This is a genomic window from Pseudodesulfovibrio hydrargyri (assembly GCF_001874525.1).
Taxonomy (GTDB): Bacteria; Desulfobacterota; Desulfovibrionia; order Desulfovibrionales; family Desulfovibrionaceae; genus Pseudodesulfovibrio; species Pseudodesulfovibrio hydrargyri.
In genome coordinates, this window is record NZ_LKAQ01000001.1 from 63,931 (window position 1) to 86,396 (window position 22,466).

The following is a 22,466-nucleotide window of genomic DNA, read 5'->3' on the forward strand; positions in this document are numbered from 1 at the left end:
ATGGGCAAGGACTCCGGGACCGGGTACGTTATTTCCCGCCTGCGCAGGTTTGACGACAAGGCTGTTTACGTCGCCGCCTCGTCGCGGTCCAAGCCCGAACTTCCGGCCGAGACTAAAGAGAAGTGGCAACGGCTGGTCAATCACGTGGCCGTGGCCCTGCGCCAGCCGCACGCGCTCATCACCAGGCTGGATCAGGACACGCTGTACGTCTTCCTGCACAACGAGACCGAGGACGCGACCTTCATCAAGTATGATCGCTTTCCCCTGGGGCTCGGCGTGTATTGCGAAACCACCCTGAGCGGCGACACGGTGAATTTCGTGCCCGATTCGCTCAGCGACGAGGCCTGGAAGGACAATCCCAGCGTGGAGTTTTCGCTGATTTCCTACATCGGCGTGCCCATCCGCTGGCCCGACGGCGAACTGTTCGGCACCCTGTGCGCCCTGGGCGACAAGCCCATGCCCGAGGACCGGGCCCTGCTCGAGGACATCGCCCTCTTCAAGTCCATCGCCGAAACCGACCTGCAGCTGCAACTGGAAAAACAAGAGACGACCAGCCACAAACGGCAGTTCGACACGGCCATCAGCGAAGTGCACCACCGCGTGAAAAACCACCTGAACATCCTGTGCAGCCTGATCCAACTGGACATGGCCTGCGATCTTTCCAAAGAGGAATTCGTGGCCTATCAAAAAAAATTGACCAGTCAGATAAAGGGCGTGGCTGAACTGCACACCCTGTTGGCCTACGAAGGCCACGAGACGGTGGAGCTCTCGGCCTACATCCGCAGGATGATGGAAAACTGGATCAAGGCCGCCCCGAACCGCCAGGTCAGGCTCGATGCCTCGCTGGAGAAACTGGAAATCTCCGGCCGCCGGGTCGTGTATTTCGGCATGCTCCTGAACGAACTCGTGACCAACTCCTTCACCCACGCCTTTGGCCCGGACCACCCGGACCCGACCATCACCCTGGCGCTCGAGGACCTGGGAGAAACCTTCCGCTTCACCTACAGGGACAACGGACCGGGATTTCGGGCGTCCCTGGACTCCTGCCCCGCGCAGTCCCTCGGTATAACCATGCTCTTCGAGATAACCGTGGACCTGGGCGGCAGGGTGACACAGGAAGAAGGCCCGGGCGCCTCGTTCGTCTTTGTCCTGCCCAAGCTCTTGTAACGGACGTCCTGCCCGTCCGGACAACCGACCCAAAAGCGGGGTCCCATCCGGCTTCGGCGCTGTTTGCCGACACCGGCCATTCCACGGCCCATCGGGCAATCCTCCCCTTCAACACGCCAGGCATCGCACGGATTGCCCTCCGACATCTTGGTTGAGTTTTATGCATGTTATATCCATATTCCGCTCAACTCGTTGTTGGAACCCGCCAGCTCCAACAAGATGCCAACGCCCAACATTCGTACAATCAGGCAACAATCAGGCAGGATCAATCTACCTATTTTCGTCCAGACCCGTATACCTCCCATCAGGGCGAGCGCAGTCACGAAATGCAAAGATGCCGGCAATGCGTTGACAGGACCGCATGAAGCCGGGTACCGCCGGTTGCCCGATTGTACTCCGGCAGCCCCGGGACGGGACTCCCGGCGACCGGGCAATGAACCGCTCGTCCGGTAAGGAACGGATATTAGGAACAATGAACAACAGCAAAATCACGAACAACGACGCCAAAGTCGTCACCGGCGCGCTTTTCATGTCCATTCTCGGGGCATTGATGGCGTTCACGTCACTTTCGACGGACATCTATCTTCCGGCCCTGCCCGCCATGGCCAGGGAGCTGAACGGGGACGCCGAACTGACCATCACCGGTTTTCTGATCGGCTTCGCCTTTGCCCAGCTCATTTGGGGGCCGATCAGCGACAGCATCGGGCGCAAGGTGCCGCTCTTCATCGGCATGCTGATCTTTGCCGCCGGGGCCGCCGGATGCGCCCTGTCGCAGTCCATCGGGCAAATCGTGCTCTGGCGCGTGGTCCAGGCGTTCGGCGCATGCACCGGCCCCATGCTGGCCCGGGCGATGATCCGGGACCTGTTTTCACGCACCCAGGCCGCACAGAAGCTCTCGACCCTGATGATCATCATGGCCATAGCGCCCATCGTCGGCCCGCTGCTCGGCGGCCAGATCATCAAGGTGAGCAGTTGGCACAGCATATTCTGGCTGCTCACGGGAATCGGCGCGGTGATGTTCGTTTCCCTCTTCCGGCTGCCCGAAACGCTGCCCGGCGAGAAAAGGGTTCCCGCCTCCCTCAAAAGGGCTTTTATCAATTACTATCACTTGTTGCGACATAAAGTGTTCATGCGCTTCACCCTCTGCGTCACCTTCTACTATGTCGCGGTATACGCCTTTGTCGCCGGTTCCCCGAGGATCTACATCTCCTATTTCGGAGTGGATCCCCAGCACTACGGCTGGCTGTTCGCGCTGAACATCGTCGGAGTCATGACCCTCAGTTTTTTCAACCGGTATCTGGTCCTGCGTTTTCCCCTGCGCAGACTGCTGCAGATAGCGTCCGCCATAGCCCTGCTGGCCATGGCCGCGATGACGGTCTTTGTCAGGGCGGAACTCTACGGTTTGCCCGGCATCGTGGCCATGGTTTTTCTCTTCTTCTCCATGAACGGGATCGTCGCGGCCACGTCCACGGCGGCCGCTCTGGATGAAGTGCCCCACATCGCTGGCTCCGCCTCCGCCCTGATCGGTTCGCTGCAGTACGGCAGCGGTATCATCTCCTCGCTGCTGATCGCCGTGTTCGGCAAGGGCACGCCGTGGACCATGACCGTGATCATGCTGCTGTTTTCGGCGGCGGCCTTTCTGTCCGTCGTGGGAAAAGGGCGGAAATACGCATAGCGGCCAGTTGGCCGGGCGACTGCGTAATATTCTCTACACTCGTTAGATGCCGTGTCCGCAACGGCAGACAAAAAAGCCCCGAGTCATTGACCCGGGGCTTTGTCATGTTTCCGATGGAGGGAAACGGCAAAGGCGTGGCGCATTAGGACTGCTGCTTCGCCTTGTAGGCCTGCAGGGCGTGACAGAACTGGTCCATGCAGGAGGTGGACTTGGAGCCGCAGGTAATGCCGCTGAAACGGTCCAGGACGAAATCGACGTTCATGCCTTCGATCATGGCGGCGATGGCCTTGAGGTTGCCTTCGCAGCCGCCGCAGAAGTTGACGTAATCGATGCTGCCGTTGTCCACGACAAAATCGATTTCCTTGGTGCAGACTCCGACGCCCTCTTCGGGGACGAAGTGCTCGACCTTGGTGCGGCCGCGCGGTGCGGAGACCATGGGGGCCACCTGATGATATGCGTTATCCATTGTATTCAACCCATTTCCTTTAAGATTCAGCCGGATCAACCGGTTGTGAAACAACTCGCCTTTTCCCGCGGCATGGCGCACGAGCTTCGCGCTCTTCGGCACCGCCCGAAACACGGGCTCCGGCGAGCGTCACCCGTCTTCCCTGCGGGCAAAGACGATTCCTCAAGGCGATTACGGGAACACGCTGCAAATCGACGCAAACGATTTTGCCAAGCGGTCCGACACCGGGGGCCCGGCGTATTCCGGGCCCGCCGCGTTCCCGCGGTGGAGAGGGGAGGTTTCGAACCTCCAGTAAAATACCCCCCAGCAGGGCCATTCCCGCTTGCGCCATTTTTCTCAATAGGCGCATGATGCTCGCGCAGACGGGATGGCCACATGCCTTGAACTCTCTCTACCAAACGGCGCGGGGAGGGGGATTTCCCCGTTCACCGAGGAGTGACCTACAAAAACTCAAACCCCATGTCAAACGCCAATTGTGAAATATGGAACATTTATTCCTCCCAGTTAGGCAGGAAAATGTCGGGAGGCCGACATTTTGCCCTCTTATAACAAAATAATATTTTTATAAATCAAAGTGTTAGTTGTATTTTAACCAAAATAAAAAATTATGTGAAATTTGACGATAATTAGCCTAACCGCGCCCGTCACTCCGCCCTTTCCAACAAAAAAACCGGCCGAACTTGGCGTTCGGCCGGCACGCGATATCGATATGCGCATATAGACGGCGACAGTCGGCGCTTCCGGGGTCACTCCCCGTTATCCGGCCGGAAGTTGAGCAGCCTGCCGTAGCCTTCCTCACGCATGAAGGATTCAATGGCTTTCTTGATGGCGTCGGGCGTCTTCTGGTCCGTCATGGCGATATAGGCCTGGAACGCCCGCCACACGGCGGTGTCCATGCCACGGACGCTGATGATCTGAGTATCCTTGTCGTTCATGATTCCCCCTATTTCTCGGGCGGCCAATCCATGCCGCGTTCCTGTCCGTAGCGTTGATTCATGTGACCGATGACCTCTACCGGGATCCGGGCCAAGACATCGTCCGTGTCCTCGACCAAATCTTGCCGATCGATCCCGGCCAGCCGCTCCCGCTGGTCGAGAAGATGGCTATACAGAATGTAGAGCCATTCACTCATCCGGCAGGCCGGCTCTTCCGGCTCCTCCCCAACGCTCTTGGGGAATTCTATGACTTTTCCCATTTATTCGCCTCCAATGAGGATTTTTGCCCCCCTTGAAAGCCGCCCTACCGCCGAGAAAGCGGTCCAGGAGGTCGGAGGGAAAAGTTCTCCACATGAGAACATATTGGACTCATATATGTTTTTATATCCTCCTCGTCCACTGGTCAAGTTCTTTGACCGTCGAAGAAAAGGCACCTGTCTTGCCGACGGAGCGTTGCTCTTGGGCCGGGTGGCTATCCAGGAGTCGATCGCTCAGGCCGCTCGCTGTTCATTTGGTTAACGTAGGAAAACCGCTATCGCCGATAGGCGGCAAGCGGAGTCCGAACCACAGAGAGGAACGGGTTATGGTCTCAGAGGGCGACGCATGAGAACCGCGACAGACGGAGATACCGCGTTGAATTAATGCTTGTCCCATGGAGACATAGGCCTTAGGTTTTATAAGTCGGAACAGCCCCGGGCACACAGCCCGACCGGAATAGCCTCAGCCAAAGGAGTCTCCCAGCATGGACTGGTTCATGGAACAGAACGCCGTCTACCAGGCCTTTCTGGCCACCCTGTTCACCTGGGGCGTGACCGCCCTGGGCGCGGCCCTGGTCTTCACGGCCAGGGACATTTCCAAAAGAACGCTCGACGTCATGCTCGGCTTCGCCGGAGGGGTGATGATCGCCGCCAGCTACTGGTCGCTGCTGGCCCCGGCCATAGAGATGTCCGGCTACCTGGGCGACTTGGCCTTTGTCCCGGCGGCCGTGGGCTTCGTGCTCGGCGCTGCCTTCCTGCGGCTGGTGGACATGGTCCTGCCCCACCTGCACCTGAACGCGCCCCTGTCCGAAGCCGAGGGCATCAAAACCAGTTGGCGACGCAGCACCCTGCTGGTCACGGCCATCACCCTGCACAACATTCCGGAAGGGCTGGCCGTGGGCGTGGCCTTCGGGGCCGTGGCCGCCGGGCTGGACTCGGCCACCCTGGGCGGGGCCATCTCCCTGGCGCTGGGCATCGGCATCCAGAACTTCCCGGAAGGCACGGCGGTGTCCGTGCCCCTGCGGCGCGAAGGCATGTCCCGGACCAAGTCCTTCCTATACGGCCAGGCCTCGGGCATGGTCGAACCCATGGCCGCCGTGCTCGGCGCGGGGGCCGTGCTCCTGGCACGCCCCCTGCTGCCCTATGCTCTGGCCTTTGCCGCCGGGGCCATGATCTTCGTGGTCGTGGAAGAGGTCATTCCCGAATCCCAGTCCTCGGGCAACGGAGATCTGGCCACCATGGGCGTCATCTTCGGCTTTACCGTCATGATGGTTCTGGATGTGGCTCTGGGCTGACAACTCGACTGTTTTATTCAAAAAAACACATACTATTAAACCTGGATACAAGAATATAATTCTACACAGGAAGAAATAGTTGAGTCCCGCAACAGTCGGGTGTAACCTCTTGCCACTTGGGCGGGAGACCTTCCCCCCGGCCCGCCATGAACGATTCCCGTTCTGCCCCGGCGGACCTGTATGCAACACATTTGTTTTTCAGGATTGATGTTATGCAAGGATACTTTGTTACCTTTTTTACCCAACAGAGCCGTGAACACAACGGCCAGCCCGTGGCCTCGTGGATCGTCGAAGAGGCTCGGCGCCTCGGCGTGCGCGGTGCGACACTCTTTTCCGGCAGCGAGGGATTCGGCCATGACGGCCGCTTCCATTCGGACAACTTCTTCGACCTCGAGGATGCGCCGGTGCAGGTCGCCCTGGCCCTGACGCAGGACGAATGCGATAAGCTCATGGCCCGGTTTGCGGAAACCGGTCTGCGCGTCTTCTACACCAAGTCCGAGATCGAATTCGGCTTCACGTCGGACAGCTGACCCCGCCAGCCTTCCCTCCTGATTCGGCATTGCTTCCACTGCGCCCCTGACGCCGTGTGAACATCTGTTTTCTTACATCACCATCTCAACCGGACGCGCCGACACCGCGCCCGGCAGTAAGGATTTTTATATGATTGGTCCCTTAGTAAACGGAGCGGCGCTGGTAGTAGGCAGCGTCGCCGGGGCGGTTCTCGGCCCCAAACTCAGCATGAATCTTCGTCTCAAGATGCCCATGGTCTTTGGCTGCGCCTCCATGGGGCTGGGCGTGGCCATGATCGTCAAGGTCAAGTTCCTGGCCCCGGTGGTTCTGGCCCTGGTGCTCGGCTCGGTGCTCGGCGAACTCGTCCAGCTGGAATCGTTGATCCAGAAGGGCGCGGGCAAGACCCGCAGGCTCATCGACAAGGTGGCCCGGCCCAGCGGCGACCTGAGCCAGGAGGAATACCTGGACAAGTTCGTGGCCCTGCTGGTCCTCTTCTGCCTGAGCGGCACCGGCGTGTACGGGGCCATGAGCGAAGGCATGACCGGCGACCCCACCCTGCTCATCGTCAAGGCAATTCTCGACCTGTTCACCGCTCCGATCTTCGCCTCGACCATGGGATTGTCCGTTGGCATCCTGGTCATCCCGCAACTGGCCGTCCAGGCTGTACTCTACTACGCCTCGTCCCTGATCCTGCCCCTGACCACCCCGGACATGCTGGCCGACTTCTCGGCCTGCGGCGGGCTGATCATGCTGGCCACGGGCTTCCGCATCTGCGGCATCAAGCAGTTCCCGGTGGCGAGCATGATCCCGGCCCTGCTCCTGGTCATGCCCCTGTCCGACCTCTGGGCTCGGCTGTTCTAGAACTCCGCGGCTTGCCCTCGGGGCGCCCGGCGGTATATCAGGTCCCATGGCTTCACCGTTCACCCAGAAGATCATCGAGACCATCCGGGCCATCCCCGAGGGCAGCGTGACCACTTACGGCCGGGTGGCCGCCCTTGCGGGCAACCGCAGGGGCGCGCGACAGGTGGCCCGCGTGCTGCACACCAGTTCACGCACGGAGAATCTGCCCTGGCACCGGGTCATCAACCGGGAGGGCAGGATATCCCTGGGCGAACTCCAGGGATACGACGAACAGAAACGGCTCCTCCAGGCCGAGGGCGTGCGCTTCGACGAGACGGACCGCATCGACCTCGAGCGCTTCGGGTGGCCTCCCTTCGATCCAATGGTCACGGGCGCATAGCGGTTGCCAAGCCAAGCCGCTTCGACTATCTATCCCGCTATGCCCGGCAACCGTCCCTTGGGATTCCTCTTCGCCCTGCTCGCCGTGACCATCTGGTCCGGCAACTTCCTCATCGCCAGCGGATTCGTGGACGACATCCCGCCCGTGACCCTGGCCGCCCTGCGCTGGCTCACGGCCACGGCGGTCTTCCTGCCCTTTGCCAAACGGGACATGCGGCGAGACATGCGGGCCCTGCTCGACAACCGCCTGGAACTGGCCGTGGCGGCCATAACCGGCGTGACCCTGTTCAACACCCTGGTCTACGTCAGCGCGCGGACCACGGACACGGTGAACATGGCCCTGTTCGCCTCCACCACGCCGGTCTTCGTGGTCATCCTGGCCCGCATCTTCCTCAAGGAGCGCATTTCCCTGCTGCGCTGGACAGGGCTGGCCGTGGCCATCGCCGGGATGCTGGCCATCGCCACCCGGGGCAGCCTGGACGTACTCGTCCACCTGACCTTCCGTGCGGGGGACATCGTCATGCTCACCGCCGGGTTCCTGTGGGCCGTGTACACCATTCTGGTCAAATGCAAGCCGCCGACCATCAGCCAGAACGCCTACCTCGGGGCGACCTTTCTCCTGGGAACCGTCCCCCTGGTCCCGGCGGCGCTCATCGAACAATGGTTCGCCCCGGCTTGGACCTTCACCCCGGCCGTGCTCGGCGCGGTCCTGTACATCGGCGTGCTGGCCTCGCTGGTCGCTTTCTTCCTCTGGAATTCCGCGATAATGCATATCGGACCGGGCAATACGGCCCTGTTCCAGTACTTCATGCCGGTTTTCAGCGGGCTCGGAGCATGGCTCATGCTCGGCCAGCCCGTGACCGTGGTCCACGGCGTGGGGTTCGTGCTCATCTTCTCCGGCGTGGTCATGGCCACCCGCCCACGCTGATCCCGGTCCGATTCCCGCCGGAAAATGGTTGCCTTTTTACCCGGTTTCACAATAGATTGAAGTCCATGAAACAGCTACTCTTGACCACCCTCATCGCCGTCTCCCTGGCCGCTTTTTCCGCCTGCTCCACCAAAGCCCCGGACCTGGGTATGGCCGAAGGCAAATTCGCCGTCTGCCCGGCCAATGTCGACTGCGTCTCCTCGCAGGCAACGGACGCCAAGCACAGGATAGACCCGATCAAAGCCACGGGCGATCCCAACAAGGTCATGGTCGACCTGGGCAGAGCCGTGGAATCCGTTTTCGGCGGCAAGGTGCTTTTATCCGAGGGCAACTACCTGCGCGCCGAGTTCAAGAGCAGCATCCTGCGCACCATGGATGACGCGGAATTCCTCTACGACCAGCAAGCGGGCCTGATCCAGATTCATGCCTTGTCCCGGGGCGAAGTCCTGGATTTCTCCGACAGCCGCGACCAGATTGAAGAAGTGCGGATGTTCTTTTCCAACATGCAGTAACCGTTTCCGGAAAGCGCAAAAAAAAAGACCGCTCCTCTCAAGGGGCGGTCTTTTTTCGTGCCAAGTAATGCGCTACTTCTTGGAAATAGCCTCATTGGGGCAGGTGTCGATGGCTTCGTCCACGCAGTCAAGGGTGGAGTCCGGGGCGATGACTGTGGCTTTTTCCCCGTCGTCATCCATCTCGAACACCTCCGGACAGATCTCGACGCAAGACTCACAACCGATGCATTCATCCTGATCAATAACAATGGCCATAACTCAACCTCCTGAGATACTGGAATTAGTTAAAACTGAATTTCCATTTGTAGATATCTATACCTTGCGAGCCAATTTTGTGGCAACTGTTTTTACGTTCAATTTGCCGGGTGGTGAATTCGCCGTTGGCAGCCGGGGGCAAATGCTGTACTCCACCGCCCATGCTTGAAACACTCGCCATCGTCGCCATCGTACTCGCGGCCGCCTTCCTGCAGGGGCTGACCGGATTCGGATTCGGGCTCATCGCCTTGCCCCTGCTGGGATTCTTCATGGGCATCAAGACCAGTGTACCGTTGATGGTCCTTCTGGCCGCAATTATCAGTATCTACCTGAGCCTGCGCCTGCGCAAGAGCATTGATCTCAAATCCGCTTTCACACTGCTGGCCGCCAGTCTGATCGGCATTCCGCTCGGGGTCTACATCCTCAAACGGGTTCCCGCCCAGGGTTTGTCCATCTGTGTGGGCGTGATCATGGTCGCCTTCACCAGCTACCAGTTCCTGGCCCGGCCTAAGCCCCGGAGCTTCGGCAAACGGCTGACCGTGCTGGCCGGATTCTTCTCCGGCGTACTCGGCGGCAGCCTGGGCGTGAGCGGTCCGCCGGTCATCGTCTACACCGCTCTCCAGCCCTGGACCAAGGACCGCGCCAAGGCCACCCTGGCCTGCTTCTTCGCCCTGTCCAATGTGGTCATCATCGCCACCCATGCCGCGTCCGGCATGCTCACGGGCGAGGTCCTGCATCTCTACGCCCTGTGCCTGCCCGCCCTGCTGGCCGGCATCTTCCTCGGGATCAAGGCGTACGACCGCCTCTCGGACAACGGCTACCGGCAACTCGCCCTTGCCCTGGTCTTTACGCTCGGCTGCATGATGCTCTATCGAAACATATAACACACGCTCCAACCGTTCTGGATAACGCATATTTTCGAACCAGCGAACCAGCCGAAGCGCCGCCCGTCATATGATTTGGCGGGTGGCGCTCCTTTTTCTTTATATGCCGAGGTTTATCTGCAATAATAGAGAACACGCACACAAAAACGCGGTCGGAATCTATGCTCGAACGGCTGAGACGATTGTTCAAGAAAGACCAGCTGATACTCCTGGGGGCGGGCGTGTCGGTGACGGTCATCATGATCGCGCTGTACGTCAGCCAGCCGAAGTTCCTGCACCTGCTCAACCTGAAGATCTACGACGACTATCTCCGCCAATACCATCAGCCCGCCGCCACCCGGGTCCCGGTGATCATCGACCTGGACGAGAAGAGCCTGTCCGAACTGGGCCAGTGGCCCTGGCCGCGCTACCGGGTGGCCCTGCTGCTCAAGTACCTGACCGCCTACGGGGCCGTGGCCGTGGCCTCGGACATCATCTTCAGCGAACCCGACCGGACCTCGCCCGCGATCATGAAAGAGGACGTCAAACGGGAGCTGCGCATCGACATCGGTTTCACGGGGCTGCCCGGGGACCTCATGGATTACGACCGGCTTCTGGCCTACAACCTCAAGGGCGGCCCCTACATCCTCGGCTTCGACTTCAGCCGCGAATCCGTGCCTAGCGACCATGACTGCCGGGTTCGGCCCGCCAAGGTGTCCGTGCTCTCCCCACCGGGCGCGCCATCTCCCCACGACTTCCTGCCCCGGGCCAAGGGGATGATCTGCCCCATCCCGGTCCTGGCCGAGGCGGCGCCGGAGTGCGGTTTCATCACCATCACCCCGGACCTGGATTCCGTGTACCGACGGGTGCCCCTGCTCTACAGCTTTGAGGGGCGGTACTACCCCAGCCTGGCCCTGGCCACGCTCATGCAGGCCACGGAGAAAAAGGACATCGTCCTCAAAATGTCACCCGTGGGCATCGAGTCCATCCGGTTCAACGACATGGTCATTCCCACGGACTCCCGGGGGCAGCTGCTCATCAACTACCGGGGCCCCATGCGGACCTTCGAATACATCTCGGCCTCGGACGTGCTCGCCCGCAAGCTGCCGCCCGGCTCCCTGCGCGGCCGAATCGCCTTCATCGGCACCTCGGCCTCGGGCCTGAAGGACATCCGGGCCACGCCCCTCGACCCCGGCTTTCCGGGCGCGGAGGCCCACGCCACCGTGGTGGACAACATCCTCTCCGGGCAGATCCTGTCGGTCCCGGATTGGGCGCCGGGCCTGGAATTCCTCGCCATGCTCGCGGGCGGATTGGCGACCACCTTCCTGCTCATGTGGGCCCGGGCCTCCTGGATCATACTGCCCGTATTCTGCATGGGGGGAGTGATGTGGTACGGCTCGGTGTTCTTCTACCGGGAGCAGGAGTTCTTCATTTCGCCCATGTACTCCTACCTCACCCTGGGGCTGACCTTCATTACCCTGACGCTGATCAAGTTCTGGCGCGAGGAAATCGCCAAGCGCTACATTCACGGGGCCTTCGCCCACTACCTCGCCCCGTCGGTCATCTCCCAGATCATGGACAACCCGGAAGCCCTGACTCTGGAAGGCCAGGAAAAGGAGATCACCATCCAGTTCTCGGACGTTCGCAACTTCACCTCCCTGTCCGAGAAGCTCTCCCCCGCCCAGGTCACCAACCTGCTCCACGACTACCTGACTCCCATGACCCGGATCATCACCGAGCACGAGGGCACCCTTGACAAATTCATCGGTGACTCGGTCATGGCCTTCTGGAACGCCCCCCTGGACATCGAGAACCACCAGGAGAAGTCCCTGCGGGCCGCCCTGGCCCAGCAGCGCAGGCTCGGGGAGCTGAACGAGACCTTCCTCGACAAATACGGCTTTGCCATCGCCGTGGGCATCGGCATCCACTCGGGCCCGGTGCGCGTGGGCAACATGGGCTCGGACGATCTCTTCGACTACACCCTCATCGGCGACAACGTGAACCTGGCCTCCCGGCTGGAGGGGCTGACCAAGTTCTACGGCCAGACCCTGGTGGTCAGCCAGGCCATCAAGGACGCTTGCGGGGACGGCTATTACTTCCGCATCCTGGACAACGTCCGGGTCAAGGGCAAGGAAGCGCCCGTGACCATCCACACCGTCTACACTCTGCAGGAGGCGCAGGCCCGCAAGGCCGAACTCGATCTGTACGAGAAGGCCCGACAGGCCTACGTGGATCGGAACTTCGACGGCGCCGGGACGCTTTTCCGCGAACTGCGCGAAACAGGGGCCGAACCGGTCCTCTACGACCTGTACCTCGAACGGTGCGAACACATGAAGGACGCCCCGCCCGACTGCGACTGGGACTGCGTGTTCACGCACAAGACGAAGTAGGCTGCCTCCGGCGGCCGGGGGAAGGGAAAAGGGAACCCCTTTGTAAAGGGCTTTCCCTTTCCCCTTCCACCGAACCCACATCTCCCTTCCCTTCCAAAAGTTTTGTTGCTGCTTCGCAGGTGAGGGACGCGGTGGGCCTTGCTTTTCTTCGCCGACTTTTCCGTAAGGCAATTAATGAGGAAAGTTCGGGGCAGCGTTGCGGCTTCCAGAGGAAAAAAGAAGAGCCGCTTTGAAGGCGGCTCTTTGCAATTCGTATGGATACCCGGTCTAGGGGTTGTTCATCATGGCCTCGATGAAGCTGTCGGGCCAGAGCGCCGGGGAGGGGTCGCCCTCCATGAGCCGCTCCTTGCCTTCCGCGTCGAGCTCGAAGCCGTTCTTGATGAAGCTGGTGTAGAACCCGGCCGCGTCGATCTCCCCGATGAGGATGCATCCGGCCAGGACGTTGTTCTTGAAGATGAGCTTGCGGTAGACCGAGTTCTCGCGGTCCAGGAACACGGCGGTCTCGAACCGGTCGTCGTCGGCCAGGTTGGTCTCGCCCACAGAGATGGTCGGCAGCCCGTAATAGGTGATGGAGTTCATGGACAGGCCGCCGGAGTACGGCGTCCGGGCTCCGGCCATGTTCCGGCCGGCGTTGAGTCCCTGGGAATAGGCGTTGGGCCAGATCGGGCGGACGGTGTACTCCCCGGTCAGCAGGTCTTTGGCCTCAGCCACGTCGCCCGCGGCAAAGACGTCCGGATCACTGGTGGTCATGTAGTCGTCCACACGGATGCCCTGATCCGTGGCCAGCCCGGCCTGGATGGCCAGCCCCATGTTCGGGCGCACGCCCGCGGCCACGATGACCACGTCCGCCGGGACCAGGCCCTGGTCGGTCTCCACGCCCTTGATGGTGCCGTCCTCGTAACGGATGATCTCCTTGGTGGCCGTGCCCTGCATGAAACGGATGCCGTTCTTCTCCAGGTGCTCCACGATGAGTTCGCCCGCGGTCTCGTCGAAGTAGGCGCGCATGATCCGGGAGCGGACCACGATGGTCACGTCCACGCCCTTCTCGGCGAACCCTTCGGCGGCCTTGAGCGCGATGAGCCCAGCGCCGATGACCACGACATGCTTGACCTTGTCGACCAGTTCCTTGAGGGTCTCGGCATGGGCCACGGTGGTGAAGTTGTGCACCCCCGGTCCTTCGATGCCGGGCAGTGACGGCTTGACCGGAGTGCCGCCCGTGGCCAGCAGCAGTTTGTCAAACTTGACCTTGTCGCCGCAGTCGAGAACCAGGACCTTCTCCTTCGCGTCCACGGACAGGACGCGCGAGCCGAGCCGCATGGCCACCTGGTTGCGCTCGTAAAATTCCTCGGGGCGGAACGGCAGGGTATCGAACTTGATCTTGTCCGACAGGTAATAGGAAATAAGCGGACGGCCATAGGTCGGCACGGCCTCGTCACTGATAATCGTGATGGAGCCGGTCTTGTCGTGCTGGCGGATGCCCTCAATGGCGCCGATGGCCGAAACGCCGTTTCCCACAATAACGTAATCCATGCGAAATCCCTCCATGTCCGTTCCCCGGCTCGTTGACAATTCCAGCAAAACAGGGCCTCCAGAATTTGCCGGACCGATTTTCTACACATTTTTTAGTAAAAAATCCACAGATAATAATTAAAACGGCTGTTTCATAATAACAATCTGATTTTATTAATTAAACACCATTTTAAAAAATTTGCAAGATAGAGGAAGAAACGCTATTTAGGGCACCGCTAAAACCACACCAGAAAACGAGAATATCCAACGTGAGCATAGACGGACACAAGATACTCATTGCCAACAGGGGCGAGATCGCCGTGCGGATCATGGAGGCATGCTCCGACCTCGGCCTGCCCTTCGCGGCCCTGTATACCGAAGAGGACTCCCAGTCCGGCCACCTGGACGTGGCCCGCAGGCTGGGCGGAGAGAAATCCCTGTACCGCATCCACAACTACCTCGACGCCGGGGACATCCTGTCCGTGGCCGACGAGGCCGGGGCCACGGCCATCCATCCCGGATACGGCTTCTTTTCCGAGAACTACCGCTTCGCCCGGCGCGTGGTCCAGCGTGACCGCCCCATGACCTTCATCGGCCCCTCCTGGGAAGTTATCCGCGACCTGGGCGATAAGATCAACACCAAACGCATCGCCCGCGCCCTGGGCGTGCCCACCGTGCCCGGCTCGGACCGGGCCATATACGACGAACTGGAGGCCGAGGCCATTGCCGAGAGCCTTTTCGAGTTCCAGGCCAAGATGGGCATAAAAAGGCCCGTGGTCCTGGTCAAGGCCTCGGCGGGCGGCGGCGGCATGGGCATCGACGAATGCGAGGACATGGCCCGCTTCCGCCAGACCTACCGACGCATCCGCAACTACTCCCTGCGCACCTTCAACGACGAGGGCGTGCTCATCGAGCAGCGCGTGTTCAATTTCAACCACCTGGAAGTGCAGATCGTGTCCGACCGGTCCGGGATCAACCCGGTCCATTTCGGCACCCGCAACTGCTCGGTCCAGTCGCCCGGCCTGCAGAAGCGCATCGAGGTGGCCCCCGGCTTCTGGCCCCAGGGACTCTCCTACTCCTTCGACGCGGCCAAGCTGCTGGACGACATCACCGGCTACTCCCTGTCCATCGCCAAGGAGATCAAGTACGACAACGTGGGCACCTGGGAGTGGATCGTCACCCCGAACGGCGAGCCGTTCCTCATGGAGGTGAACACCCGCATCCAGGTGGAGAACGGCGTGTCGGCCCGCATCAGCTCCATCAGGGGCGACCGGGACGTGAACCTGGTCCGTGAGCAGATCCGCATCGGCCTGGGCGATCCCCTGGGCTACACCCAGGACGACGTGTCCTTTGACGGCGTGGGCATCGAATACCGGCTCATCGCCGAGGACACCGAAAGCGGCTTCGCCCCCTGGGTGGGCAGGATAGAGGAACTCAAATGGCCCGAACACGACTGGGTGAGAATGCACACCCACGTGCCCACGGACCGCACCTACCAGATTCCCACCGAGTACGACCCCAACCTGGCCCTGGCCATCATCTGGGGCAAGGACCTGGAGGAAGCCAAGGCGCGCGGCCTCCGGTTCCTGGAAGAGCTCAGGCTGAACGGCTCGGACTCCGCCGGAGGAAACATGAAGTCGAACATCCCCTTCCTCATCGCAAAAACCGCCAACCTCCTCGAATTCTAAGCCTATGAACATAGAAAAAACCCTGCAGGCCCTCCTGGGCCGGGTCAACTACGCCCGCGAGATCCTGGGCAACAAGTCCCGCCCCGAGTTGGAAGCGTTCGCCACGGAGATCGGCGCGTTCCCGGAAAAGAACGCCGATCTTTCCGAGGAACAGGCCATCCGGGCAGTGGAATCCCTGGAAAAACGGCTGTCCGCCATGGAAGCCGCCATCGACGCCCAGCTGACCGCCATGGACAAAGTACGTATCGTCCGCCATCCCCAGCGGGCCAGCCTCAAGGACATCCTCGAGAACGTCTACGACAACTACGCCGAGATGGGCGGCCAGGACGAGCACTCCATCGACCCCGGCATGCTCATCGCCCGGGCCTACATCACCAGGCGGCGCGGCAAGAAGATCATCAACCAGCCGGTCATGGTCGTGGGCCAGGAAAAGGGCCACGGAGAGGAGTTCCGCAACGGCGGTTCCATCAAGCCGTGGGGCAACTCCAAGGCGCTCAAGTACATGAAGGTCGCGGCCAGGGAGCAGATTCCCATCCACGCCTACGTGAACACGCCGGGCTCCTACCCCATCGAGGACTTCCCGGGAGCCGCCCAGCAGATCGCCGAGAACATTTATGAAATGGCCGGGCTGGACGTGCCCATCGTGGCCATCTTCTCCGAGGGCGGCTCGGGCGGAGCCGAGGCCATCGGCATGGCCGACAAGCGCCTCATGCTCTCCCACGGCTACTATTCGGTCATCTCGCCCGAGGGCGCGGCAGCCATCGAGGGCCATATCAGAGGTTCCGAACGCGCCCCGGCCGAGCTCATCGAATCCTGTGCCATGGCCCAGAAGATCACCGCCCAGGACAACCTGGCGAACGGCTACATTGACGAGATCATCCAGGAGCCGCCGCTGGGTGCGCGGGCCGACCACTTCGACTTCTTCAAGCAAGTTCGCGAGCAGGTCATCCGGGCCACGGACGAGGTCGCCCTGAACGTACGCGGCGTACGCCTGTTCCGCGCCCTGGCCTTGCGCCACTTCAAGAAGAACACCGACATCATCGTGCGCTGGTCCCTGAACGAGAAGGCCCGCGAACGCCTGGTGGCCAAGCGATTCCGCAAATACCGCCGCCTGGCCCAGAGCGCCTTTCAGGACAACCGCTCCCTGCTGGAAAAACTCAGCGCCACCAGCTCCGGGCTGGTCTCCAACACGGCCAGCCTGATCCTGTACGGGCTGATCAAGCCGTTCAAGCACCGCGTGGAGCGCATCGTTGAGGAGGCCTCGGACGAGATCCACGTGATTACGGCCAAGTTCACCGGCGTGTTCCGCGGCCTGCTCAAGAAGGTCGGTGTGAAACCGGGCATGGACAAGCAGAAGGAGATGGAGCTGACCGGCCTGTCCCAGGCCGAGCCCGAAGCGCCCGCCCTTGTCAACGATAGCGACTACGTCAGCCCCCAGGCCCGTCAGGACCGCGAAATATCCTGCCCCCACTCAAGCAAGCGGGGCTGCCTGGACATCTGGGCCAGGGACCTGTTCACCGACTACGCCGGAGTCTGTCCCAACTGCGGCTACAACTTCCCCATGGAATACCAGTGGGTTCTCCACAACGTCTTCGACCGGGGCTCGGTGCGTGAGTTCAACCACGACATAGCCTCGGGCAACCCGACCGGCTTCCCCAACTTCGATGCCCGGATAGAGGCCGCCAAGAAGAAGACCGGCCTGGAATCCAGCTGCCTGACCTTCAACGCCAGCCTCGAGGGGCTGCGCGTCACCTGCGCCACCCTGGTGGCCAACTTCCGGGGCGGCTCCGTGGGCTCGGCCGAGGGCGAGAAGTTCATCCGCGCCCTGGAACTGGCCCAGACCAAGCACCAGCCCTTCCTGGCCTACATCCACGGCACGGCGGGCATCCGCATCCAGGAAGGCGTCAACGGACTGATCCAGATGCCCAGGGTGACCATGGCCGTGCGCCGCTACATCGAGGAAGGCGGCCTGTATATCGTCCTGTACGACACCAACTCCTACGCCGGTCCCGTGGCCTCGTTCCTGGGCTGCTCGCCCTACCAGTACGCGGTGCGCTCCTCGCGTATCGGGTTCGCCGGTCCCGGAGTCATCAAGGAGACCACCGGACTGGAGATTCCGCCCAACTACCACAACTGCTACAAGGCCCTGTCCAGGGGCCACATCCAGGGCGTGTGGAGCCGCAAGGACATCCGCAAGAACCTGCATCAGGCTTTCCTGACCATCGGCGGACGGAACCTGTACTACCGCTAACCCCTTCCCACGGTTCGACAAAACGAGGCAGCCCCCGCAGCTGCCTTTTTTTGTGCCTGAAACAAAAGATTCGGGAACCTGTCACCAACCGGTAACAACCGAACCTGCAACCCATGTATCAGATTCGGAGCGCTTGTCACCTGGCGGTGCCTGCATTGCCGCGCGAGCGGCGAAACGGCGATGACATTCCATCATGCAACTTCGTCAACCTACTCGATTCGCCTCCCGGCCACAGGGGAACGATGATGCACAAGGGACTTTCCGCAGATATGCTGATCAATCTTCCCACAGGATCCATGGTGACCAGAACACTCGTCCTGATCACCATCCGGGACTACGCAAAGCTCAGGGAGATGTACGGACAGAGTTTCGTCGATCTCCTGGAAAAGGAGCTCGGCGATTCGCTGGCCGCCACCGCGGCCGGAAACAACACCCACCATCTCCGCGTCATCCGCCCGGCCTCGGGCAAGGCCGCGTTCGTCGTTCCCCAGGACAATAACCCGGCCGACATCGCCTATGAATACAAGACCCAGGCCCAGAAGGACCTGGAGCCGACCATGCTCCGCCACACCGGCCTGGGCATCGATCTCGGCATGGGCTTCGCTCCGGTCTCCTGCCAGGAGGACGACCACGAATGGGACGCGGCCCTGAGCAAGGCCCTGGGCATCGCCCGGCGCATGGAGAGCCGCCCCCTGGACATGAACGAGCTGTCCATCACCAGCCGGTTCAACACCATCCTGGTCCAGGGCTGGGTTTCGGCCCACTATCAGCCCATCCTCGATTTCCGCACGGACACCATCCTGGGCTGGGAAGCCCTGGCGCGCGGCCCCGAGGGGTCCACCTTCCGCTCCCCGGTCATGCTCTTTCAGACCGCCGAGGAGCTCGGCCGCCTGTTCGCTCTGGAAAAGCTCTGCCGCGAGGCGGCCATCCGCAACGTGGGCGAACTCAAGGACGGCCAGAAACTCTTCCTGAACATCCACCCCAAGACCATGGCCGACCCGGCCTTTTCTCCCGGCCAGACCCTGGAGCTGATGGACAAGTACGGGCTGACCCCGGACAACGTGGTCTTCGAGATCACCGAGCAGCACTCGGTCCAGGACTTCGACCTCTTCTACCGAACCCTGGCCCACTACCGCAGCCAGGGGTTCCAGATCGCGGTGGACGACGCGGGCGCGGGCTACGCTGGCCTGACCCTCATCGCCGAACTGCAGCCCGACTACATCAAGCTCGACAAGTCGCTCATCGACGACATCCACAAGGACCCGGTCAAACGCGCCCTGGTCGAGACCACGGCCGTCTTCGCGGACAAGATCGGCTCCCGGATCATCGGCGAGGGCATCGAGACCCGCGACCAGGCCGTCTGCCTCAAGGACATCGGCGTGCACTGCGGCCAGGGCTATTTCCTGGCCCGACCCGCCGCGCCCAAGCCGGACGTCAACGAGGAGTGCCGCCACCTCAAGACCGTGGGCGACATCGCCAACAACATCATCTGCTCCCCGCCCGTGGGCGACCTGGCCAAGGCCCCCCACGCCGTGGAACTGTCCTGCCTGGTCTCCACGGCCCACGACTTCTTCCGCAAGAACGACACCTTCACCAACATCGTGGTCGTCCGCGACAACGTGCCCAAGGGGCTGGTCATGGAGTACCACCTCAACCGCCAGCTCTCCTCCCAGTTCGGCATCGCCCTGTACCACAAGCGGTCCATCGACGCGGTCATGGACAAGAGCCCGCTCATCGTGGACCTGGACATGCCCGTGGAACAGGTCGCGCGCACGGCCATGAAGCGCGAGCACATCAAGGCCTACGACGACATCATCGTGACCAAGAAGGGGCTGCTCTACGGCGTGGTCACGGTCCAGGACATGCTCAACGTCCTGGCCAAGATACAGGTGGAGATGGCCAAGGGCACCAACCCCCTGACCGGCCTGCCCGGCAACGTGGCCATCGAGCAGGAGGTCGAGTCGCGCATCAAGCAGAAACGTCCCTTCTCGATCATCTACGGCGACCTGGACCACTTCAAGGTCTACAACGACACCTACGGGTTCAAGAACGGTGACCGGATCATCAAGCTGGCCGCGGACATCATGTCCTGGGCTACGCGCAAGCATGGTCCCAGCGACGCCCGGCTGTGCCACATCGGCGGCGACGATTTCGTGCTCATCACCCCGCCCGACGCGGTCCAGCGGCTGTGCCAGTCCATCACCCGCTGCTTCGGCCGCCTGGTCAAGAACTGCTACTGCCTCGAAGACCAGCAACGCGGCTGGATACAGGCCAAGGGCCGGGACGACAAGGAACGCAAATACCCCCTGGTGACCATCTCGCTCGGGGTCATCGAAATCGACGGCCCCTGCTCCCTCATGGAGATCGGCGAACGCGCCGCGCACATCAAGAAATACGCCAAATCCATCCCCGGCAACTCCGTGGCCATCGACCGCAGGCCCGCCATCGGCAAGATCGACAACACCGTGTGCAAGTGAATTTATTAAAGCAGGACTTGAAGACTGCCGCTTGACGATGACAGGCGTATATGCCTCCGGCGGCCGGGGCGCTGCCCCGGACCCCGCTTAAGAACCTCTTGAAAGAGGTTCTTAAAAATCTCCAGAACTTTTTGTTGCCGCTTCGCGAAATGCACACGAAGCCGGCCTGCCCTGCCTCTCCTCCTTTCTCTTAAGTAACCACGCATATCCGAAGGCGAAATCGCACAACTCCCCCGCATCCTGCCCCACGCGAATGCGTATACAAAAAGTTTACGAAAGGAGGAGGGGAGTGGGGGCCGGGGCAATAAACAAAAAGGGCCGGTAACACCGGCCCTTTTTTTGTTTTCCTATCGAGTGAGCTTGCGGAATTTCAAGCGATGCGGCTGGTCGGCGTCGGCGCCGAGGCGTTTCTTGCGGTCGGCGTCGTAGTCCGAGTAGTTGCCTTCGATCATGATCACCTTGGCGTCGCCTTCGAAGGCGATGATGTGGGTGGCGATGCGGTCGAGGAACCAGCGGTCGTGGCTGATGACCAGGACGCAGCCCGCGAAGTTTTCCAGGCCGTCCTCCAGGGCGCGCATGGTGTTGACGTCCAGGTCGTTGGTCGGTTCGTCGAGCAGGAGCACGTTGGCCCCGGATTTGAGCATCTGGGCCATGTGCACGCGATTGCGCTCGCCGCCGGACAGGACGTCGACCTTTTTCTGCTGGTCCTGACCCGCGAAGTTGAAGCGTGAGCAGTAGGCCCGGGCGTTGACCTCCCGGTCGCCGAGCTTGATGAACTCGGCCCCGCCGCTGATGATCTCGTACACGGTCTTGCCGGGGATCAGGGATTCGCGGTTCTGGTCGGCGTAAGCGAGCTTGACCGTGGCGCCGAGGGTCAGGGTTCCGGAATCGGGCTGTTCCTGGCCCACGATCATCTTGCATAGGGTGGACTTGCCCGCGCCGTTGGGGCCGATGATGCCGACGATGGCGTTGGGCGGCAGGATGAAGCTGACGTCCTCCATGAGCAGCTTGTCGCCCATGGACTTGGTCACGTTCTCGGCCACGACCACCTGCTTGCCGAGATGCGGTCCCGGCGGGATGTAGATCTGGAGGTCGTCGGCCAAACGCTCGGCCTCGTGGGAGAGCATGGACTCGTAGGCGTTGATGCGCGCCTTGGACTTGGCGCGGCGGCCCTTGGGCGACATGCGTATCCATTCCAGCTCGCGTTCCAGGGTCTTCTGGCGGTCGGCCTCCTGCTTGCCCTCCTGGGCCAGCCGGTTCTGCTTCTGTTCGAGCCAGGACGAGTAGTTGCCCTTCCAGGGGATGCCCCGGCCACGGTCGAGCTCAAGGATCCAGCCCGCCACGTTGTCCAGGAAGTAGCGGTCGTGGGTCACGGCGATGACGGTGCCGGGGAAAGAGGACAGGAACCGTTCCAGCCAGGCCACGGAGTCCGCGTCCAGGTGGTTGGTGGGTTCATCCAGGAGCAGGATGTCCGGGGCCTGAAGCAGCAGGCGGCACAGGGCCACGCGGCGGCGCTCGCCGCCGGAGATGACCGACACCGGTGTGTCTGCCGGAGGACAGCGCAGGGAATCCATGGCCATTTCGAGCTTGGAGTCGATGTCCCACGCGCCCTTGGCGTCCATGAGCTCCTGGACCTTGCCCTGCTTTTCGATCAGGGCGTCCATCTCCTCGGGCTCCATGGGCTCGGCGAACTTCTCGTTGATGGCGTTGTATTCACGGACGATGGCCATGACCTCGGACACGCCCTCTTCGACCACCTCGCGCACGGTGCGCGTCTCGTCGACCAGGGGTTCCTGTTCGAGATAGCCGATGGTGTAGCCGTCCTTGACCTGGATTTCGCCCTCGAATTGATCGTCCACTCCGGCCAGGATCTTGAGCAGCGACGACTTGCCCGAGCCGTTCAGGCCGAGCACGCCGATCTTGGCGCCGTAGAAATAGGACAGGGAGACGTTCTTGAGCACCTCCTTCTGTCCGTGACGCTTGGTCACCTTGTACATGGAGTAGATGATCTTTTCCGCTTCGTTGCTCATGCATGGACCTCGTTGAAAG

At 61.5% G+C, this 22,466-nt stretch carries 19 protein-coding genes; 13 read left to right on the forward strand and 6 right to left on the reverse strand.

The features are described 5' to 3' along the window. Complete coding sequence (locus BerOc1_RS00330; protein WP_071543741.1) at positions 1 to 1,167, forward strand: sensor histidine kinase; 1,167 nt, start codon at positions 1 to 3, stop codon at positions 1,165 to 1,167. Positions 1,168 to 1,639: 472 nt separating this feature from the next. After that, a complete protein-coding gene (locus BerOc1_RS00335) occupies positions 1,640 to 2,842 on the forward strand; it encodes a multidrug effflux MFS transporter (RefSeq protein WP_071543743.1) in 1,203 nt (400 codons plus the stop codon). Positions 2,843 to 2,984: 142 nt separating this feature from the next. Here BerOc1_RS00335 and BerOc1_RS00340 read toward each other — a convergent pair whose 3' ends face one another. The 3 genes from BerOc1_RS00340 to BerOc1_RS00350 all read right to left on the reverse strand — a co-directional run bounded on the left by BerOc1_RS00340 (position 2,985) and on the right by BerOc1_RS00350 (position 4,503). Next, positions 2,985 to 3,308, reverse strand: coding sequence for a TIGR03905 family TSCPD domain-containing protein (locus tag BerOc1_RS00340; protein ID WP_242652808.1), 324 nt, complete (start codon positions 3,306 to 3,308; stop codon positions 2,985 to 2,987). Positions 3,309 to 4,054: 746 nt separating this feature from the next. Then, positions 4,055 to 4,243 (reverse strand): hypothetical protein, encoded by a 189-nt coding sequence (locus tag BerOc1_RS00345; protein WP_071543744.1) that lies wholly within the window; start codon positions 4,241 to 4,243, stop codon positions 4,055 to 4,057. 8 nt (positions 4,244 to 4,251) lie between these two features. Beyond that, complete coding sequence (locus BerOc1_RS00350) at positions 4,252 to 4,503, reverse strand: hypothetical protein (protein ID WP_071543745.1); 252 nt, start codon at positions 4,501 to 4,503, stop codon at positions 4,252 to 4,254. A 482-nt stretch (positions 4,504 to 4,985) separates the two neighbouring features. Here BerOc1_RS00350 and BerOc1_RS00355 point away from each other — a divergent pair, with 482 nt between their 5' ends. The 6 genes from BerOc1_RS00355 (at position 4,986) to BerOc1_RS00380 (ending at position 8,984) form a co-directional block, all read left to right on the forward strand. Continuing rightward, positions 4,986 to 5,795: a ZIP family metal transporter gene (locus tag BerOc1_RS00355; protein ID WP_071543746.1), complete on the forward strand. Its 810-nt coding sequence runs from the start codon at positions 4,986 to 4,988 to the stop codon at positions 5,793 to 5,795. A gap of 212 nt (positions 5,796 to 6,007) precedes the next feature. Then, a complete protein-coding gene (locus BerOc1_RS00360) occupies positions 6,008 to 6,325 on the forward strand; it encodes a DUF190 domain-containing protein (RefSeq protein WP_071543747.1) in 318 nt (105 codons plus the stop codon). Positions 6,326 to 6,455: 130 nt separating this feature from the next. Further along, positions 6,456 to 7,166: a DUF554 domain-containing protein gene (locus tag BerOc1_RS00365; RefSeq protein ID WP_071543748.1), complete on the forward strand. Its 711-nt coding sequence runs from the start codon at positions 6,456 to 6,458 to the stop codon at positions 7,164 to 7,166. A 46-nt stretch (positions 7,167 to 7,212) separates the two neighbouring features. After that, on the forward strand, positions 7,213 to 7,545 hold the full coding sequence (locus BerOc1_RS00370) for an MGMT family protein (protein ID WP_071543749.1): 333 nt from the start codon (positions 7,213 to 7,215) through the stop codon (positions 7,543 to 7,545). Between the two features lie 57 nt (positions 7,546 to 7,602). Next, the gene (locus BerOc1_RS00375; protein ID WP_242652810.1) at positions 7,603 to 8,472 is read left to right on the forward strand and encodes a DMT family transporter; all 870 of its coding nucleotides are present in this window, start codon (positions 7,603 to 7,605) and stop codon (positions 8,470 to 8,472) included. Between the two features lie 65 nt (positions 8,473 to 8,537). Beyond that, entirely contained in the window at positions 8,538 to 8,984 is a 447-nt protein-coding gene (locus tag BerOc1_RS00380; protein WP_071544476.1) for a DUF1499 domain-containing protein, read from the forward strand. 72 nt (positions 8,985 to 9,056) lie between these two features. Here BerOc1_RS00380 and BerOc1_RS00385 read toward each other — a convergent pair whose 3' ends face one another. Then, a complete protein-coding gene (locus BerOc1_RS00385) occupies positions 9,057 to 9,239 on the reverse strand; it encodes a ferredoxin (RefSeq protein WP_071543752.1) in 183 nt (60 codons plus the stop codon). Between the two features lie 161 nt (positions 9,240 to 9,400). Here BerOc1_RS00385 and BerOc1_RS00390 point away from each other — a divergent pair, with 161 nt between their 5' ends. Then, entirely contained in the window at positions 9,401 to 10,123 is a 723-nt protein-coding gene (locus BerOc1_RS00390) for a sulfite exporter TauE/SafE family protein (RefSeq protein ID WP_071543753.1), read from the forward strand. A 161-nt stretch (positions 10,124 to 10,284) separates the two neighbouring features. Further along, positions 10,285 to 12,492, forward strand: coding sequence for a CHASE2 domain-containing protein (locus BerOc1_RS00395; RefSeq protein WP_071543754.1), 2,208 nt, complete (start codon positions 10,285 to 10,287; stop codon positions 12,490 to 12,492). A gap of 267 nt (positions 12,493 to 12,759) precedes the next feature. On the opposite strand, the gene BerOc1_RS00400 is transcribed toward BerOc1_RS00395, so the two are convergent. Then, positions 12,760 to 14,022, reverse strand: a complete 1,263-nt coding sequence (locus BerOc1_RS00400; RefSeq protein WP_071543755.1) for an NAD(P)/FAD-dependent oxidoreductase — start codon at positions 14,020 to 14,022, stop codon at positions 12,760 to 12,762. Positions 14,023 to 14,270: 248 nt separating this feature from the next. Here BerOc1_RS00400 and BerOc1_RS00405 point away from each other — a divergent pair, with 248 nt between their 5' ends. From BerOc1_RS00405 to BerOc1_RS00415, 3 genes are all read left to right on the forward strand, one after another. Next, on the forward strand, positions 14,271 to 15,689 hold the full coding sequence (locus BerOc1_RS00405) for a biotin carboxylase N-terminal domain-containing protein (RefSeq protein ID WP_071543756.1): 1,419 nt from the start codon (positions 14,271 to 14,273) through the stop codon (positions 15,687 to 15,689). A 4-nt stretch (positions 15,690 to 15,693) separates the two neighbouring features. Then, entirely contained in the window at positions 15,694 to 17,940 is a 2,247-nt protein-coding gene (locus BerOc1_RS00410; protein WP_071543757.1) for a carboxyl transferase domain-containing protein, read from the forward strand. A 296-nt stretch (positions 17,941 to 18,236) separates the two neighbouring features. After that, positions 18,237 to 20,417, forward strand: coding sequence for a GGDEF domain-containing protein (locus BerOc1_RS00415; RefSeq protein WP_242652811.1), 2,181 nt, complete (start codon positions 18,237 to 18,239; stop codon positions 20,415 to 20,417). 347 nt (positions 20,418 to 20,764) lie between these two features. Here the strand turns inward: BerOc1_RS00415 and ettA are convergent, their stop codons facing one another. Next, positions 20,765 to 22,447, reverse strand: coding sequence for an energy-dependent translational throttle protein EttA (gene ettA, locus BerOc1_RS00420; protein ID WP_071543759.1), 1,683 nt, complete (start codon positions 22,445 to 22,447; stop codon positions 20,765 to 20,767). Between the last annotated feature and the right edge of the window lie 19 nt (positions 22,448 to 22,466).